This window comes from Microbacterium sp., assembly GCF_017305435.1.
Taxonomy (GTDB): Bacteria; Actinomycetota; Actinomycetes; order Actinomycetales; family Microbacteriaceae; genus Microbacterium.
In genome coordinates this window covers 313,923-328,862 of the sequence record NZ_JAFKIP010000004.1, presented here as the reverse complement: position 1 = coordinate 328,862, position 14,940 = coordinate 313,923, and the positions used below count along the sequence as shown (strand labels likewise).

Annotated in this window: 16 protein-coding genes and 4 tRNA genes; 7 read left to right on the top strand and 13 right to left on the bottom strand. The window is 69.4% G+C overall.

Translation table 11 applies throughout. The features are described from left to right. The first annotated feature begins 1 nt into the window (after position 1). The gene (pdxY, locus tag J0I43_RS07670; RefSeq protein ID WP_292861460.1) at positions 2-868 is read left to right on the top strand and encodes a pyridoxal kinase PdxY; all 867 of its coding nucleotides are present in this window, start codon (positions 2-4) and stop codon (positions 866-868) included. Between the two features lie 114 nt (positions 869-982). On the opposite strand, the gene J0I43_RS07665 is transcribed toward pdxY, so the two are convergent. Together J0I43_RS07665 and thrS are read right to left on the bottom strand one after the other, a co-directional pair. After that, a complete protein-coding gene (locus J0I43_RS07665) occupies positions 983-1,549 on the bottom strand; it encodes an HIT domain-containing protein (protein WP_292861457.1) in 567 nt (188 codons plus the stop codon). Beyond that, a complete protein-coding gene (gene thrS / locus J0I43_RS07660) occupies positions 1,546-3,564 on the bottom strand; it encodes a threonine--tRNA ligase (RefSeq protein WP_292861454.1) in 2,019 nt (672 codons plus the stop codon). Before thrS ends, J0I43_RS07665 begins: the two co-directional genes overlap by 4 nt. Positions 3,565-3,749: 185 nt before the next feature. Between thrS and J0I43_RS07655 the strand changes: the two genes are divergently transcribed. Next, positions 3,750-4,907, top strand: coding sequence for an SLC13 family permease (locus J0I43_RS07655; protein ID WP_292861968.1), 1,158 nt, complete (start codon positions 3,750-3,752; stop codon positions 4,905-4,907). A 15-nt stretch (positions 4,908-4,922) separates the two neighbouring features. Here J0I43_RS07655 and J0I43_RS07650 read toward each other — a convergent pair whose 3' ends face one another. The 7 genes from J0I43_RS07650 to J0I43_RS07620 form a co-directional block, all read right to left on the bottom strand. After that, entirely contained in the window at positions 4,923-5,609 is a 687-nt protein-coding gene (locus tag J0I43_RS07650; protein WP_292861451.1) for a DNA alkylation repair protein, read from the bottom strand. After that, the gene (locus tag J0I43_RS07645; protein WP_292861448.1) at positions 5,609-6,124 is read right to left on the bottom strand and encodes an ACT domain-containing protein; all 516 of its coding nucleotides are present in this window, start codon (positions 6,122-6,124) and stop codon (positions 5,609-5,611) included. The genes J0I43_RS07650 and J0I43_RS07645 overlap by 1 nt, the downstream gene beginning before the upstream one ends. Positions 6,125-6,152: 28 nt before the next feature. After that, complete coding sequence (locus J0I43_RS07640) at positions 6,153-6,437, bottom strand: SHOCT domain-containing protein (RefSeq protein WP_292861445.1); 285 nt, start codon at positions 6,435-6,437, stop codon at positions 6,153-6,155. Positions 6,438-6,485: 48 nt separating this feature from the next. Further along, the gene (locus J0I43_RS07635) at positions 6,486-6,953 is read right to left on the bottom strand and encodes a hypothetical protein (RefSeq protein WP_292861442.1); all 468 of its coding nucleotides are present in this window, start codon (positions 6,951-6,953) and stop codon (positions 6,486-6,488) included. Between the two features lie 111 nt (positions 6,954-7,064). Next, positions 7,065-7,136: transfer RNA gene (locus J0I43_RS07630), tRNA-Val, on the bottom strand. A gap of 27 nt (positions 7,137-7,163) precedes the next feature. Beyond that, a tRNA-Cys gene (locus tag J0I43_RS07625) sits at positions 7,164-7,234 on the bottom strand. A 55-nt stretch (positions 7,235-7,289) separates the two neighbouring features. Beyond that, positions 7,290-7,362: transfer RNA gene (locus J0I43_RS07620), tRNA-Gly, on the bottom strand. A gap of 150 nt (positions 7,363-7,512) precedes the next feature. Between J0I43_RS07620 and J0I43_RS07615 the strand changes: the two genes are divergently transcribed. The 3 genes from J0I43_RS07615 (at position 7,513) to J0I43_RS07605 (ending at position 8,741) form a co-directional block, all read left to right on the top strand. Beyond that, positions 7,513-7,588, top strand: a tRNA-Val gene (locus J0I43_RS07615). A 94-nt stretch (positions 7,589-7,682) separates the two neighbouring features. Beyond that, positions 7,683-8,030, top strand: a complete 348-nt coding sequence (locus J0I43_RS07610) for a YnfA family protein (protein ID WP_292861439.1) — start codon at positions 7,683-7,685, stop codon at positions 8,028-8,030. Positions 8,031-8,132: 102 nt separating this feature from the next. After that, positions 8,133-8,741: a hypothetical protein gene (locus J0I43_RS07605; protein ID WP_292861436.1), complete on the top strand. Its 609-nt coding sequence runs from the start codon at positions 8,133-8,135 to the stop codon at positions 8,739-8,741. Positions 8,742-8,783: 42 nt separating this feature from the next. On the opposite strand, the gene J0I43_RS07600 is transcribed toward J0I43_RS07605, so the two are convergent. The 4 genes from J0I43_RS07600 to J0I43_RS07585 form a co-directional block, all read right to left on the bottom strand. Then, positions 8,784-9,350, bottom strand: coding sequence for a type II toxin-antitoxin system PemK/MazF family toxin (locus J0I43_RS07600; RefSeq protein WP_292861432.1), 567 nt, complete (start codon positions 9,348-9,350; stop codon positions 8,784-8,786). 84 nt (positions 9,351-9,434) lie between these two features. After that, positions 9,435-10,658: an ammonium transporter gene (locus J0I43_RS07595; protein ID WP_292861430.1), complete on the bottom strand. Its 1,224-nt coding sequence runs from the start codon at positions 10,656-10,658 to the stop codon at positions 9,435-9,437. A 192-nt stretch (positions 10,659-10,850) separates the two neighbouring features. Beyond that, on the bottom strand, positions 10,851-11,813 hold the full coding sequence (zapE, locus tag J0I43_RS07590) for a cell division protein ZapE (protein WP_292861965.1): 963 nt from the start codon (positions 11,811-11,813) through the stop codon (positions 10,851-10,853). Between the two features lie 50 nt (positions 11,814-11,863). After that, on the bottom strand, positions 11,864-13,123 hold the full coding sequence (locus J0I43_RS07585) for an alpha/beta fold hydrolase (RefSeq protein ID WP_292861427.1): 1,260 nt from the start codon (positions 13,121-13,123) through the stop codon (positions 11,864-11,866). Between the two features lie 25 nt (positions 13,124-13,148). Here J0I43_RS07585 and J0I43_RS07580 point away from each other — a divergent pair, with 25 nt between their 5' ends. Both J0I43_RS07580 and J0I43_RS07575 read left to right on the top strand, forming a co-directional pair. Then, positions 13,149-13,739: a DUF3000 domain-containing protein gene (locus tag J0I43_RS07580; RefSeq protein WP_292861424.1), complete on the top strand. Its 591-nt coding sequence runs from the start codon at positions 13,149-13,151 to the stop codon at positions 13,737-13,739. Further along, positions 13,732-14,928, top strand: a complete 1,197-nt coding sequence (locus J0I43_RS07575) for an HRDC domain-containing protein (protein ID WP_292861421.1) — start codon at positions 13,732-13,734, stop codon at positions 14,926-14,928. The genes J0I43_RS07580 and J0I43_RS07575 overlap by 8 nt, the downstream gene beginning before the upstream one ends. Positions 14,929-14,940 lie beyond the last annotated feature (12 nt).

Genomic DNA, 14,940 nt, shown 5'->3' with positions numbered 1-14,940 from the left:
GATGAAGATCCTCTCGATCCAGTCCGCCGTCGCCTACGGTCACGTCGGCAACTCGGCCGCCGTCTTCCCCCTGCAGCGCATCGGCGTCGAAGTGCTCCCCGTGTACACCGTGAACTTCTCGAACCACACCGGGTACGGCGCGTGGCGTGGACCGCTCATCTCGCCGGACGACGTCCGCGACGTCATCACCGGTATCGAGGAGCGCGGCGTGCTCGGCGAGATCGACGTCGTCCTCTCGGGATATCAGGGCAGCGACGGCATCGGCGACGTGATCCTGGACGCCGTCGCGCGGGTGAAGTCGGCGAACCCGGATGCCGTGTACTCGTGCGACCCCGTCATGGGGAACGCCAAGAGCGGATGCTTCGTCGCCCCGGCGATCCCGATCCTGCTTCGCGAACGCGTCGTCCCGCACGCCGACATCATCACGCCGAACCAGTTCGAGCTGGGCTTTCTCACCGACACGGAGCCCGGCGATCTCCACTCGACGCTCGCCTCGGCGGACGCCGCACGGGCGATGGGACCGCGGACGGTGCTCGTCACGAGCGTCGAGCGCCCCGACCGCCCCACGCTGGACGACGGCCGCGAGACGATCGAGATGCTCGCCGTCGACGACGACGGGGCGTGGATGGTGCAGACCCCGCACATCCCGATGAAGGCGAACGGGTCGGGCGACGTCACGGCGGCCCTGTTCACGGCGCACTACCGCGCGTCGGGCGATGCGGCATCCGCACTGTCCAAGACGGTCTCGAGCGTCTACGACCTGCTGCAGCTCACCTACGACTCGGGGCAGCGCGAGCTGCAGCTTGTCGAGGCGCAGGAGTTCTACGCCCACCCGCGCGAGCAGTTCCCCGTCACTCGCGTGCGCTGACGCCCCCTCTCCCACCCGCGAGACCGCAGTGCTGCCCCGAGACTGCAGCCGGGGGCAGCTGTCTCGGCGCGCCAGTGCGGTCTCACGGTCGGAGAGGGCGGCGCGCGGGGGGGGTCAGGCGGGCCAGGCGGATGCCACGGCTTCGCGCACCTCGCCGAGCAGCTGTGGCAGGGCCTTCGTCCGCGCGATGATCGGGAAGAAGTTCGCGTCGCTCCCCCACCGCGGCACGATGTGCTGGTGCAGATGCTCGTCGACGCCGGCACCGGCGACGGCGCCCTGGTTCATGCCGATGTTGAAGCCGTCACAGTTGCTCACCTGGCGCAGCACCCGCATCGCGGTCTGGGTGATCGCGCCGATCTCGGCGACCTCCTCGGCGCTTGCCTGGTCGTACGTCGCGATGTGACGGTACGGGCAGACGAGGAGGTGCCCGGAATTGTACGGGAACAGGTTCAGCAACGCGTACGACGTGACACCCCGGTACACGATCAGTCCGTCGGCATCTGACTTCTGCGGCGCCGCGCAGAAGGGGCATCCGGTCCCCCGGAGCGCATCCGCGCCCGTGTTGATGTACGCCATGCGATGCGGCGTCCACAGCCGCTGGAAGCCGTCCGGGACGCCCGCGAACTCGGCCGCCTGCTCGAGGTCGGGGCAGGGCGTGTCGCGGGCGTCCCGGTCGGTCACGCGAGATCCTCCGCGGTGTTGACGAGGGCGTGCGCCGCGATCGCTCCGACGATCTTCTCGATCGCCTCGTCGACGGGGATGCCGTTGGTCTGCGACCCGTCGCGGAAGCGGAACGACACCGTGCCGGCGGAGCGGTCCTGCTCCCCCGCGATGAGCTGCAGGGGCACCTTCTGCGTCGTGTGGGTGCGGATCTTCTTCGGCATCCGATCGGCGGAGTGGTCGACTTCGGCACGCACTCCGCGCGCGCGCAGGCGCTCCACGATGTCGTCGAGGTACGGCGCGAAGTCGTCTGCGACCGGGATCCCGACGACCTGCACCGGCGCGAGCCACACCGGGAACGCGCCCGCGTAGTGCTCGAGCAGGATCGCGAAGAAGCGCTCGATCGAACCGAACAGCGCCCGGTGGATCATGATCGGCCGGTGCTTCTCGCCGTCGGGACCGGTGTACTCCAGACCGAAACGCTCAGGCAGGTTCGGGTCGACCTGCACGGTCGACAGCTGCCACGTGCGTCCGATCGCGTCGCGGGTCTTCAGGTCGATCTTCGGCCCGTAGAACGCCGCCTCGCCGGGAACCTCGGTGAGCTTGAGGCCAGATGCCACGGCGACGTTGCGGAGGGCGTTGGTCGAGTACTCCCAGAACTCGTCCGAGCCGATCCACTTGCTCTTCTCGTCGTCGCGCATCGAGAGCTCGAGCTCGAAGTCGTCGAGTCCGAAGTCGCGCAGCATCGAGATGACGAATTCCAGCACACGGGTCGCTTCGGTCTCGAGCTGATCCTCGGTGACGAACAGGTGCGAGTCGTCCTGCGTGAAGCCGCGGACGCGGGTCAGGCCGTGCAGAGCTCCGGAGAGCTCGTTGCGGTACACCGTGCCGTTCTCTGCGAGCCGCATGGGCAGATCCCGGTAGCTGCGCGCGCGCTCCTTGTAGATGAGGATGTGCATCGGGCAGTTCATGGGCTTCAGGTAGTAGTCCTGACCCTGCTTCGTGACGTTGCCTTCGGCATCCCGTTCCTCGTCCATGACGATCGGGGGGAACATGCCCTCCTTGTACGTCACGAGGTGGTTCGACGTGAGGAAGAGATCCTCCTTCGAGATGTGCGGCGTGTACACGTAGGTGTAGCCGCCCGCGATGTGACGGCGACGCGCGTGCTGCTCCATCTCGCCGCGGACGATGCCGCCCTTGGGATGCCAGACGCTGAGTCCCGACCCGATCTCGTCGGGGAACGAGAACAGGTCGAGCTCCTTGCCGAGCTTGCGATGGTCGCGCTTGGCGGCCTTCTCGAGACGCTGCTGGTACGCGCGCAGTTCGTCCTTCGTCGGCCATGCGGTGCCGTAGATGCGCTGCAGCTGCGGGTTCTTCTCACTGCCGCGCCAATAGGCGCCGGCGATGCGGGTGAGATCCCAGCCGTTGCCGACCAGGCGCGTCGACGGCACGTGCGGGCCGCGGCACAGGTCGCGCCACGCGGTCTCGCCGTCACGGGTGACGTTGTCGTAGACCGTCAGCTCGCCCGCGCCGATCTCGGCCGACGCACCCTCGGCGGCGTTCGCGCCCGAACCCGGGCCGCCCGCGAGGTCGATGAGCTCGAGCTTGAACGGCTCGTCCGCCATCTCGGCGCGCGCCTCGTCCTCCGTGACGACCCGACGGACGAACCGCTGGTTCTCGCGGACGATCCGCTCCATCTCCTTCTTGATCGCCTTGAGGTCTTCCGGTGTGAAGGGGTCGGCGACGCCGAAGTCGTAGTAGAAGCCGTCGGTGATGGGCGGGCCGATGCCGAGGTTCGCCTGCGGCCGGATGCGTTGGACGGCCTGGGCGAGCACATGTGCCGTCGAGTGCCGCAGGATCGCGAGTCCATCGGGGCTCGACACCGTGACGGGCTCGACCGTGTCGCCTTCCGCGACGAGCGTCGCGAGGTCCTTGAGGTCGCCGTTCACGCGCAGTGCGATGACGGAGCGGTCGGGGAACAGGGTGAAGCCGTCGGCGGGGTAGGTCACGTCCGCCGCGGGTGAGACGTCAGTCAAGGGAGGGTCTCCAGAGGATGGATCGGATGGGATGCTCAGCTTCGGGCGCTGCCGCGCCCCGCCCGCTCAGGCCCGGATCGTTCGTGCACCGGGCGTCCGCGTGCCCGACGTTCGCATACGGGACGCGACATCGATCATCCGGCTCTGTCCCATATCGCCAGTCTATCGCCGCGGCACGGTCCATGATGGATGCCGTGATGCAGGCCGTGATCGGAGCGACGCTGCTGCTGTTCGGAGGCGGCGCCGTCGTCTTCGGTGTGCTCCCGGGCGCCGACGCGCTCGCGATCGCCGACCGCGTCTGGCCGATCCTGCTGTTCGTGGTGGCGGTCACCGTCGTCGCCGAGCTCGCGGCCCACGCGGGCGTGTTCGATCTCGTGGCCGCGCGTCTCGCGCGTCTGTCGCGCGGCCGCGTCGTCGTGCTGTGGCTCTCGATCGTCGTGTTCGCCGTCGTGGTGACGGCGTTCCTCTCCCTCGACACGACGGCTGTCCTTCTCACCCCCGTCGTCGTCGCCGTCGCGCGGTCGAACCGGTTGCCGCCGCTTCCGTTCGCGTTCGCGACGGTCTGGCTCGCGAACGCGGCATCCCTCTTCCTCCCGGTGTCCAACCTCACGAACCTCCTCGCCGACCATCGGCTCGGGGGCGGTGCCGGAGCGTTCCTCGCCCTGCTCGGCCCGTCCGCGGTGGTCGCGGTCGTGGTGACGGTCGCCCTGCTGTGGATCTGGCATCGCCGTGCCCTGCGTGGCCGCTTCACCGTGGCCCGGGCGCCCCGCGTGAGCGACCCGGTCCTCCTGCGGTGGGCGGCGGGAGTCCTCGTCGTGATGCTGCCGCTCCTCGTCAGCGGCATCCCGCCCTGGATTCCGGCCGTCGGCGCGGCCGTCGCCCTCGCCCTCGTGTTCGCATGGCGCTCGCCCCGATTCCTTCGATTCGCGCTCCTGCCCTGGCAGCTCGTCGTCTTCGCCTCGGGACTCTTCCTCGCCGTCGGCGCGCTCGAGGCCTGGGGGCTGCCGGCCCTCCTCAGCGCCGCCACCGGCACCGGTGACGGCCTCCTCGAGCTGTGGCGGCTCGCGGGTGTCGGCGCGGTCGCGGCGAACGTCGTCAACAACCTCCCCGCATACCTGGCGCTCGAATCCGTCGCCGATTCGCCCGTGCGCCTCGCCGCTCTGCTCATCGGCGTCGGCGCCGGTCCCCTCGTGAGCCCGTGGGCGTCCTTGGCGACCCTGCTGTGGCACGAACGGCTCCGCGCGCTCGACATCGAGGTGCCGTGGGGCCGGTACGTGCTGGCCGGACTCGTCGCCGCGCCCGTCATCGTGGCCGCCGCCGTGGTTCCGCTCGCGCTCCGCTGATACGGGCCGCGCCGATCACAGGTGCTTGGTCGCCTCCCGCACGCTCAGGGGGCTGAGCGTGTGCGTGGCGACGAATTCGCGCACCCAGTCCGGGTGCGCACGGGCGGCGTCGCGCAGAGCCCAGCCGATCGCCTTCCGGATGAAGAACTCGGGATCGTCCACATTCTGCTCGACGACATCCGTGAGGAGGTCGCGATCGAGGTCGTCGCGCCGCCCGAGCTGGGAGATGATCGCGAGCCGGCGGAGCCAGAGGTCGTTGTCCACGCTCCAGGCGCGGACGAGCGCGGCGGCCGGGAGCGGATCGGCGTCGAGCAGGTCCGCGACCCGATGGGCGAGCTCGTCGGTGATGTCCCACCAGCGGCCCGTCGTCACCATGTGCTCGATGAGCGGAACCGTCTCCGGGTCGCCTCGCAGCCCGTCGAGGCCGAGGAGCGCCAGCGCGGCGTACCGTTCCTCCCTCTGGGATGCCTCATCCCACAGCACACCCGCCGTCCGCCGCAGGACCTCGGGCCGCACGTGACGCGCGTGCGTGCGAGCGATCCGCCGTGCGACGGGCACGCTCACGCCGAGGAAGGGCATCGCGGACTTCATGTACGCCTGCTGGCCCGGGGCGCGCAGCGGATCGGCGTGTGCGCGCAGGTCCGCTCTGATCGCGGAGGCGAGGCGACCGACCTCGTCACCGTCCGTCGCGTCGCCGGTCATCACGCGATCGTGAGATCGACCTGGATCTCGCCGGCGAGGGCTTCCAGCGCTCGGGCGATCTGGGTGGCATCCGCATCGTGCGGAAGCTGGATGCCAGCTGTCGCCTCGAACAGCGTTCCACCCGCCATAGGCGCCTCGAGGGTGCGACTGCGGAACGTGTCGATCGAGAGCGCGTGCGCGGCGATGGCCGAAGTGACATCGCGCACGATCCCGGGGCGGTCGTTGCCGAGGACGGTGATCTCGAGGGTGCGCGCTTGTTCGCTCTGACGTCCCTCGACGGCGCTCCCGCTGTGCACCGCGACGTTCAACAGACCGTCGAGGGACCGCAGGGAGGCGGTGAGCTCGGCGACACGGTCGTCGGGCACGCTCACGAGCACGATGCCGGCGAACGCGCCGGCGAGTTCTGCGAGCTCGCTCTGCTCCCAGTTCGCACCTGCGGCGGAGACCCGCTCGGCGAGGGCGGAGACGAGTCCGGCGCGATCGTCGCCGACGACGGTGAGTACGAGCTGAGCCATGCCGTGAGCCTAGCCCTCGCGGCGCGTCTCAGCCTGCCGCGAGGATGCGCTGCTTCTGGGTCTCGAACTCCTGCGCCGTCAGCACGCCGGCGTCGCGCAGCTGACCGAGCTGCGCGAGCTGGTCGAGCATCGAGCCCTGAGCGGGTGCGGGAACGGGTTCTGCCGACGGGGCGGGCGTCGCCGGGGGTGCGGCGTGTGCGGTCTGTGCGGCTGCGGCATCTTGCGCAGCCCAGCGCTGCTGCTGACGGCGATGGGTGCTCCCGATGACGCGCGTGGCGACGTGGGCGCGGGCGGCGGTGCGGAGAAGGCTCATGGTCTGTATCTCAATCGTGACGAGGCGGGCGAGAAGAGGTGCGGGCGATCAGGCCGTCGCCGCGGTGGCGCGATCGAGGTTCCGCTCGAGGTCGTCGACCGCGATCCCGCCGGAGAAGAGCTCCATTCCGCCGAGCGCGCGGAAGGCCGCGGCCGCCGAGGCGAGTGAGCGGTCCTCGTAGACGATCGCGAGAGCGACCTGCCCCTCCCCGAGGGCATCCGCGATGCCGGCGAGATCCTCGTCGTCCAGGATGTCACTCTCCGCGCCGTCGAAGTCCGTCGACTCCAGATGGCGGCGCATGGGGTGGCCGTCCACGTCGCGCGCGATCAGCTCGATGTCTAGGATCTCGACGATGCCCTGGTCGACGCGTTCGAGAATCGCGGCGAGACCCGCGCTGAGGTCAGCGCCCTCGTCGAGTGCGAACACGATGTAGTCGATAGGACCGGCGAACTCCTCGGATGCCATTGGCCTCTCCCCCTGGTCGATGAAGCGATGCACGCGCAGCGCCGCTCCCATCTTGGCGGGTGTTCCTTTGAGAAGCCCCGGAATCGCACGTGGACGGCACAGCCGGCGGATCATTGTCCTGGAAACGCAAAAAACCCCTGAATCATCAGGGGTTTTGAGGAGTGCGCGATACTGGGATCGAACCAGTGACCTCTTCCGTGTCAGGGAAGCGCGCTACCGCTGCGCCAATCGCGCCTAAACAGGCTATTCAGTTATGAGGCGAGGTGGCGACGGGATTCGAACCCGTGTAAACGGCTTTGCAGGCCGGTGCCTAGCCGCTCGGCCACGCCACCGTGTGGGGTTCGACCCACGTGGAGTGACCCCTTCGAAAAGAGATCCCCGCACTCGAGCGGATGACGAGACTCGAACTCGCGACCCTCACCTTGGCAAGGTGATGCGCTACCAACTGCGCTACATCCGCATTCGCACTCCGGTTCCCCTGAGCACTTGAATGACTTTAGCCGACGATCGCGCGAGCGCAAAACCGGTGCGCCCCCGCGCGTGTCACGCGCGTCGATTGGGCGGGGCGCCCGGCATCCGGTAGCATCGGATCTCGGTCCTCACGGATCACGGGCGATTGGCGCAGTTGGTAGCGCGCTTCCTTCACACGGAAGAGGTCATCAGTTCGAGTCTGGTATCGCCCACCACATCCCGCGCCTCGGCGGGGGTCTTTTCATTCGCGCGCCTCTCCTCGCATGGCCCGTCACGACGCGGAAACACGGGTTCGGCAGACTGGCATACATGACCACGCTGCGCATCGTCACCCTCTTCGCCCTCGCCGCCGTCGCTGAGATCGGCGGCGCGTGGCTGATCTGGCAGTCGGTGCGGGAGAACCGCGGCTGGCTGTTCGCCGCGCTCGGCGTCATCGCGCTGGGCGCCTACGGCTTCATCGCCGCCTTCCAGCCAGACGCGCACTTCGGCCGCGTCCTCGCCGCATACGGCGGCGTCTTCGTCGCAGGTTCGCTCGCGTGGGGCATCGTCGTCGACGGCTTCCGCCCGACCGTCTGGGACTACGTCGGATCCGCCGTCGCGCTCCTGGGCGCCGCGATCATCATCCTCGCGCCGCACGCGACGACCACCGAGGCATGAGCACGCCGATGCGGATGCTCACACTTGGGCGCGATGCGATGCGATCGAGGCCCGCACCGTCCATTCCCCTCCTCTCTGCTCCTGGGATGGCAAGCTGACTCCGTGCGCATCCCCTCTCTTCCGACGGCGCTGACGGTCCTCCTCGTGGCAGTTTCATTGACCGCCTGCACGCCTCTGCTCTCGGACCGCTCGCTCGATGAGAGCACAGGCACGGCGCTCGACCGCCTGATGGTGACCGTGTCGGAGGCCCCAGGTTGGACGGTGACGGCGGACCACGGCGACGTCGGAGGAGAATCCTCCGACTGCACCGGAGCTCCGTTCGCATGGCCCGACACCACGATCGTTGCGCACGCCTCCCAGTTCTTGGACCGTGAAGGGGAGAGCGTAGCGGTCGTCCTCAAGCGATTCGACGGCGCCGCGGCGCCGAGCGTCGACGCGGTGCGCCGGTCCGTCGCACCGTGCGCACTCGGCCAGTTGCCGCGGAGGAACGGCTCGATGATCGAGGCCATCGGCGAGGACTCGTTCGCCTACCAGGCCGCGGGCACTGACGACGCGGGAAGCTGGGTCATGTCGAACATGGTCGCCGCCTGTGGCGACCTCCTCCTGGAGACCATCACGATGTCTTCCACGAACCAACTCGATCAGGCGGAACTCGAGTCACTGGTGTCCGGGGTCGCTGAGCGGATGTCCGCTGATCAAGGTTGCGATTGACACCGAAAGAGCCGCACGCGACGACCACCGAGGCATGAGCCGCTACTCGCCGACCTGCCAGCCGTAGCGGCGCTGCAGTGCCTGGGCGACGACGGCGAAGCGCTTCAGATCGATGGCGGATGCCTCGCGACGCATCCCCTCGTGGTGCACGGAGTAGAGCCGCTCGATGTCCACCCAGGACGGTCGCCCCTGCGAGTCCCACGCGCCCGAACCGATCGGCAGATAATCGCGGTTGCCGTCGTGCGCCTTGCTCGTCAGCCGCACTGCGAAGACGCGGTCGGCGCTCTGACGGCCGACGACGAGAACAGGCCGATCCTTGCCGCGCCCGTCGTTCTCCTCGTACGGCACCCAGGTCCACACGACCTCGCCGGCGTCGGGGTCGCCGTCTCGCTCGGGCGCGTATGTGATGCGCAGGCCGTCGGCTCGCGGCGGCGCGATCTCGATCGTCGCCGTCCGCCCGTGCTGGCCCGCGGAATCCGTCGACGAGGCGGCATCCTCTCGCCTCTTCGCCTGCTGGAGCTGCTCGTCGACGACCGCCGCTCCCCCGGTGAAGACGTTGACGATGCCCTTCAGGAGCCCCGCGAGGTAGCCGTCCGATCTGCCTGCCATGCCCCCACCCTAACGACCCTCGGGGTCCACCGAACATGACGGAGGGCGCCGGACCGCAGTCCGACGCCCTCCGGTGCTCACGGGTCAGTCGACGAGCGCGTAGCCCTCTTCACCGTGCACGACGGTGTCGATGCCGGCGATCTCGTCCTCGTTCTTGACGCGGAACCCGATCGTCTTCTCGATCGCGAGGCCCAGGACGTAGGCGACGACGAAGGAGAAGATCAGGACGGCGAACGCCGCGATGAACTGGACGACGAGCTGCTCGAAGCCACCACCGAGGAACAGGCCGGTGTCGGTGGCGAAGAAGCCGAGGTAGAGCGTACCGATCAGACCGCCGACGAGGTGGACACCCACGACGTCGAGCGAGTCGTCGTAGCCGAGCTTCCACTTGAGCTCGATCGCCAGGGCGCAGACGGCGCCGGCGATCAGGCCGAGCAGCAGAGCCCAGCCCGGAGCGAGGTTGGCGCAGGAGGGCGTGATCGCGACGAGACCCGCGACGGCGCCGGAGGCGGCGCCCACCGAGGTCGACTTGCCGTCCTTGAGCTTCTCGACGACCACCCAGCCGAGGATGGCAGCCGCCGTGGCCCCCAGCGTGTTGACGATGATGAGGCCGACCACCGATCCGTCCGTGCCGAGCGCTCCGGTGGTGCCTTCGGCGCCGGCGTTGAACCCGAACCAGCCGAACCACAGAATGGCCGCACCGAGCATGACGAGCGGCACGTTGTGCGGCTTGTGGATGCCCTTCTGGAAGCCGACGCGCTTGCCGAGGACGAGGGCGAGAGCCAGAGCTGCTGCACCGGCGTTGATGTGGACGGCGGTGCCGCCGGCGTAGTCGATGACCGAGACATCCCAGCCGAAGGTCGCGCCGAGCTCCATGATCCAGCCGCCGCCCCAGACCCATGCGGCCACCGGGAAGTAGACCACCGTCGCCCAGATGCCGGCGAAGATCATCCAGGAGCCGAACTTCGCGCGGTCGGCGATGGCACCCGAGATGAGCGCGACGGTGATGATCGCGAAGGTCGCCCCGAAGGTGGCTCCCACGAGCGTGTCGCTGTCAGCACTGCCCAGACCGAAGTCCGAGAAGGGGTTGCCGGCGAGCCAGGTCGGACCGTCGCTGATTGCGGACATGTTGAATCCATAGAGGATCCAGAGCACGCCGACCAGGCCCATCGCGCCGAAGCTCAGCATCATCATGCTGACGACGCTCTTGGCCTTGACGAGCCCGCCGTAGAAGAACGCCACGCCGGGCGTCATAAAAAGTACGAGGGCTGTCGCCGCGACAGACCACGCGAGGTTTCCGCTGTCCATGAGATCCTCACTCGGGGTTGTGTTACTCGATTCCCCTCCCTGAGCGTTTCGGGACGCCGGGTCGAGGCGAGTCCCAGTGTGACCACGTGGCGTTTCCTGCGGCGTGCAGGTCGTGTTTCCGAGGCGTTACGAGACCTGCGTGCGTGTGAACATCACGTTTCGCGGGTGCGCGGCGGGCAGCCCGGCGCGGCGTCAGGAATGCGTCAGCGCGTTCAGGCGCGAGATCGCGCGCAGGTACTTCTTGCGGTACCCGCCGCCCAGCATCTCGGGCGCGAACACCTCGTCGAGCGGGCGGCCGGTCGCGCGCACCGGGATCTGCGCGTCGTACGCGCGATCCACGAATGCCACGAACCGCAACGCCGCGGACTGGTCCTCGAGCTGGGAGACGTCCCGCAGGCCGATCGTCGTGATCCCGTCGATCACGCGGATGTAACGCGAGGGGTGCACGGATGCCAGGTGTCGGATCAGCGCTGAGAAGTCGTCGTCGGAGACGGTGCCGCGCGCCGCGGCATCCGCGAGCTCCCGCGCGTAGGTCGCCTCATCCAGCGCGATCGCATGCCCGTCGATCGCGCGCTGCCGGTAGTCGGTGCCGTCGATGCGCAGCGTCTCGAAGCTCGACGCCATGGCATGGATCTCGCGCAGGAAGTCCTGCGCGGCGAATCGACCCTCGCCGAGCGCGTTCGGGGGGGTGTTGGACGTCGCCGCGAGCTTCGTGCCCGTCGGGACGAGCTCGCCCAGGAGACGCGTCATGACCATCGTGTCGCCCGGATCGTCGAGCTCGAACTCGTCGATGCAGAGGAGATCCGCACCGCGGAACAGCTCCACCGTCTTCTGATATCCGAGCGCGCCGACGAGCGCGGTGTACTCGATGAACGAACCGAAGTACTTCCGACGGGCCGGCATGGCGTGATACACGGATGCCAGGAGGTGGGTCTTGCCGACACCGAACCCGCCGTCGAGGTAGACGCCGGGCTTCATCTCGGGCGCCTTCTTGGGGCGGCGGAAGAGCCCGCCGCGCTCCGCGGGCGCGCCACCGCGGCTGAACGCGATCAGGAGGTCCTTCGTCTCCTGCTGCGACGGGTAGTCGGGGTCGGCACGGTACGTCTCGAAGGTCGCGTCGTCGAACTGCGGCGGAGGGACGAGCGCGGCGACCATCTCGGCGCCGGAGACCTGCGGCGAACGGTCGATCAGGTGCACGGGCGAGCTCACGGCGCGTTCTCCTCGGCGAAGGTCGGATCGTGCCGGCGCAGCCAGTCCTCGATCGCATCTGTCCAGCGCTGCTGGTCGTAGTTCCACAGCTTCGTGTGCCGCGCGGTCGTGAAGCTCTGCAGCTCGACGAGGTCGGGACGCGCCGCGGCGAGAGCGTGCGACGCGCTGGAGGGAACGAAGCCGTCGTCGTCGCTGTGCAGGATGAGGACGGGATGCCGCAGCTCCGCGGCCCGCGCCACCATGTCCAGCCGGTCGAAGGGGATCGCGCCGTCGGCTCCCGTCGCCGGCGAGGCCCACTCGGTGCCGAGGGTCCCGATCGCCAGCTCCGTCACGGGGGCGGGCAGGCCGAGCTCGTGCCCCTGATAGTTCAGCACGGTGCGCCAGTCGACGACCGGCGAGTCGAGGACGACGCCGACGATCTCCTCGCGATGCGCAGACCCGAGCGCGACCTGGAGGGCGATCGCCCCGCCCATCGACCAGCCCATGAGGAGGATGCGACGCGCGCCCCGTCGATGCGCCCACGTGATCGCCGCATCGACGTCGCGCCACTCCGTCGCGCCGAGCGCGTACGTGCCGGATCGGGTGCGCGGCGCATCGCCGTCGTTGCGATAGGAAACGATGAGGGAGGTGATGCCGAGCGCATGGAACACCGGGACGGCGCGCAGGCACTCCGCTCGTGTCGTGCCGCGCCCGTGGATCTGGATCACCCAGTGGTCGCCGGCGTCACCGTCCGGCCCGGCAGGGAAGAGCCACGCGGGACACGGGCCGAGCGCCGACGGGACGTACTCCTGCGTATATGGGAGGTGCAGCTCGTCCGGCCGGTGGAAGTACCAGCCGCTGAACGCGGCCTCCGGCGCGAGGTGCATATCCCCCTCGACCTCCGTGAGGAGCTTCCGCTTGACCGAGCCCGCATCGCTCGCGAGGACCGAGCCGATCTTCAGGTAGTCGGTCGCGCCGGTCGTGAACAGGCCGTACCTCCCGGGCAGGGCAGTGTCCGGTGTGCGACCCAGCGTGATCGTCTGCGCGGCGACGTCGACATCGAGGATGCGCGTGTCGGCTGCGCGGCGAGCGGGCATCACGACCCGACGCGCGACGCGCACCGTGACGAAGGCGAGCCCGGCGGTCACCGCGACGAGAGCCGACGCCAGTCCGACGGCGGTCGCCCCGAGCGCCGTGCGGAACGCGGGCGGCCGGCCGCTTCGTGCGTCGCGGGCGGCTCGTGCGCCGGGGGCGACGGCGCGCCTGGATGCCTTCATCGTCCCTGCATTCTAGTCTGACTGCGTGGATGAACCCCGCGCGACGTCAGCGCCCGAGGCGTTCCGTGCGGTGGTCGATGCCGTGCGCGAGATGTCGTTCCGCGCCGACTTCGCCGTGCGTGAGATCCCCGAGCCGGCGAGCCTCGCGCCGCACGCGTACGCGATCGCGGGCGACGTCCGCCCGGAGACGGAGGGGATCGACTCCACCTACGGAACGGGCCGGCTCGTCCTGCTCCACGATCCGTCCGAACCCGACGCGTGGAACGGCCCGTGGCGGATCGTCTGCTTCGCACAGGCTCCGCTCGAACCCGAGATCGGCACCGACCCCCTCCTCGCCGACGTAGCCTGGTCATGGATGATGGACGCGCTCGAGGCGCGGGGCGCCGGGTTCCACTCGGCATCCGGAACCGCCACCAAGACGCTGTCGAAGGGGTTCGGGAGCCTCGCCGACGAGGGCGACGGCGCGCAGATCGAGTTGCGCGCCTCGTGGTCGCCGGCGGGAGAGCTCACCGCCCACATCGACGCGTGGGCAGAATTGGTATGCATGCTGGCGGGACTGCCGCCGGGGTCGGAAGGGATTGCCGTGTTCGGATCGCACAGGATGCCGCGTGCCTGAGTACCACGTCATCACCGACCCTGGAGAGCTCGCGTCAGCGTCGCACGCGTTGGCCTCCGGCGTCGGCCCCGTCGCGGTCGACGTCGAGCGGGCGTCGGGCTTCCGCTATTCGCAGCGCGCCTATCTCGTACAGGTGTACCGGCGAGAAGCGGGCGCGTTCCTCTTCGACCCGCCCGCCCTGGGCGACATGACCGTTCTCCAGGACGCGATCGGCGGCGAGGAGTGGATCCTGCACGCAGCCAGCCAGGACCTCCCCTCGCTCCGCGAACTGCACCTCGATCCGCCGTCGATCTTCGACACCGAGCTCGCGGCGCGTCTGCTCGGGCACGAGCGGGTCGGGCTGGGCGCGGTCGTCGAAGACGCCCTCGGCATCACGTTGGCCAAGGCGCACTCTGCTGCGGACTGGTCGACGCGCCCGCTCCCCCAGCCGTGGCTCGAGTATGCGGTGCTCGACGTGCTGCATCTCGTCGACGTGTTCGAGGTGCTCCGCGCAGAGCTCGAGGAGCAGCACAAGACCGAGATCGCGACGCAGGAGTTCGAGGCCGTGCGCACGCGGCCCGACAAGCCGCCGCGCGAAGAGCCGTGGCGACGGCTCAGCGGCCTGCACACCGTCCGCGGACGCCGCGCACTCGCCGTGGCCCGGTCGCTGTGGCAGGCGCGCGAGGACTTCGCCCGCGCGGAGGACACCGCTCCCGGGCGCCTCGTTCCCGATCGGGCGCTCATCGCCGCCGTCCTCGCCGATCCGAAGAGCAAGCACGATCTGGCCCAGGTGAGGGAGTTCACCGGCCGCGCGAGCCGCACTCAGCTCGATCGCTGGTGGGCCGCGATCGAGTCCGGCCGCGCTGACACCGCCCTTCCCCCCGAGCGTCTCCCGAGCGAAGGCCTGCCGCCGGTGCGCGCCTGGGTCGACCGCAACCCCGAGGCCGACGCACGGTTGAAAGCCGCCAAGCCTCGCGTCGACCAGGTGGCCGCCGATCTCGGCATGCCGGTCGAGAACCTGCTCACGCCGGAGACGCTGCGGCGCGTCGCCTGGGCTCCGCCGGCCCCGACCGACGAGGCATCCATCGCCGCCGTACTCGCTGCGCACGGCGCACGACCGTGGCAGATCGCCGCGACCGCACCGGAGATCGCTGTCGCCTTTGTCGAGTCCGTTCAGCCGACCGGCGACGACGCGGGTGCCGTCTCGTAGAATCGAACCAAG

Bases quoted from the DNA above. Each gene is read 5' to 3' on its own strand.
- J0I43_RS07655 (WP_292861968.1), top strand. From the start codon at position 3,750: ATGGATGCCGTGATGCAGGCCGTGATCGGAGCGACGCTGCTGCTGTTC.
- pdxY (WP_292861460.1), top strand. From the start codon at position 2: ATGAAGATCCTCTCGATCCAGTCCGCCGTCGCCTACGGTCACGTCGGC.
- J0I43_RS07585 (WP_292861427.1), bottom strand. From the start codon at position 13,123: ATGAAGGCATCCAGGCGCGCCGTCGCCCCCGGCGCACGAGCCGCCCGC.
- J0I43_RS07600 (WP_292861432.1), bottom strand. From the start codon at position 9,350: ATGGCAGGCAGATCGGACGGCTACCTCGCGGGGCTCCTGAAGGGCATC.
- J0I43_RS07635 (WP_292861442.1), bottom strand. From the start codon at position 6,953: ATGGGAGCGGCGCTGCGCGTGCATCGCTTCATCGACCAGGGGGAGAGG.
- J0I43_RS07595 (WP_292861430.1), bottom strand. From the start codon at position 10,658: ATGGACAGCGGAAACCTCGCGTGGTCTGTCGCGGCGACAGCCCTCGTA.
- zapE (WP_292861965.1), bottom strand. From the start codon at position 11,813: ATGGTCGCCGCGCTCGTCCCTCCGCCGCAGTTCGACGACGCGACCTTC.
- J0I43_RS07650 (WP_292861451.1), bottom strand. From the start codon at position 5,609: ATGACCGGCGACGCGACGGACGGTGACGAGGTCGGTCGCCTCGCCTCC.
- J0I43_RS07610 (WP_292861439.1), top strand. From the start codon at position 7,683: ATGACCACGCTGCGCATCGTCACCCTCTTCGCCCTCGCCGCCGTCGCT.
- J0I43_RS07645 (WP_292861448.1), bottom strand. From the start codon at position 6,124: ATGGCTCAGCTCGTACTCACCGTCGTCGGCGACGATCGCGCCGGACTC.
- J0I43_RS07640 (WP_292861445.1), bottom strand. From the start codon at position 6,437: ATGAGCCTTCTCCGCACCGCCGCCCGCGCCCACGTCGCCACGCGCGTC.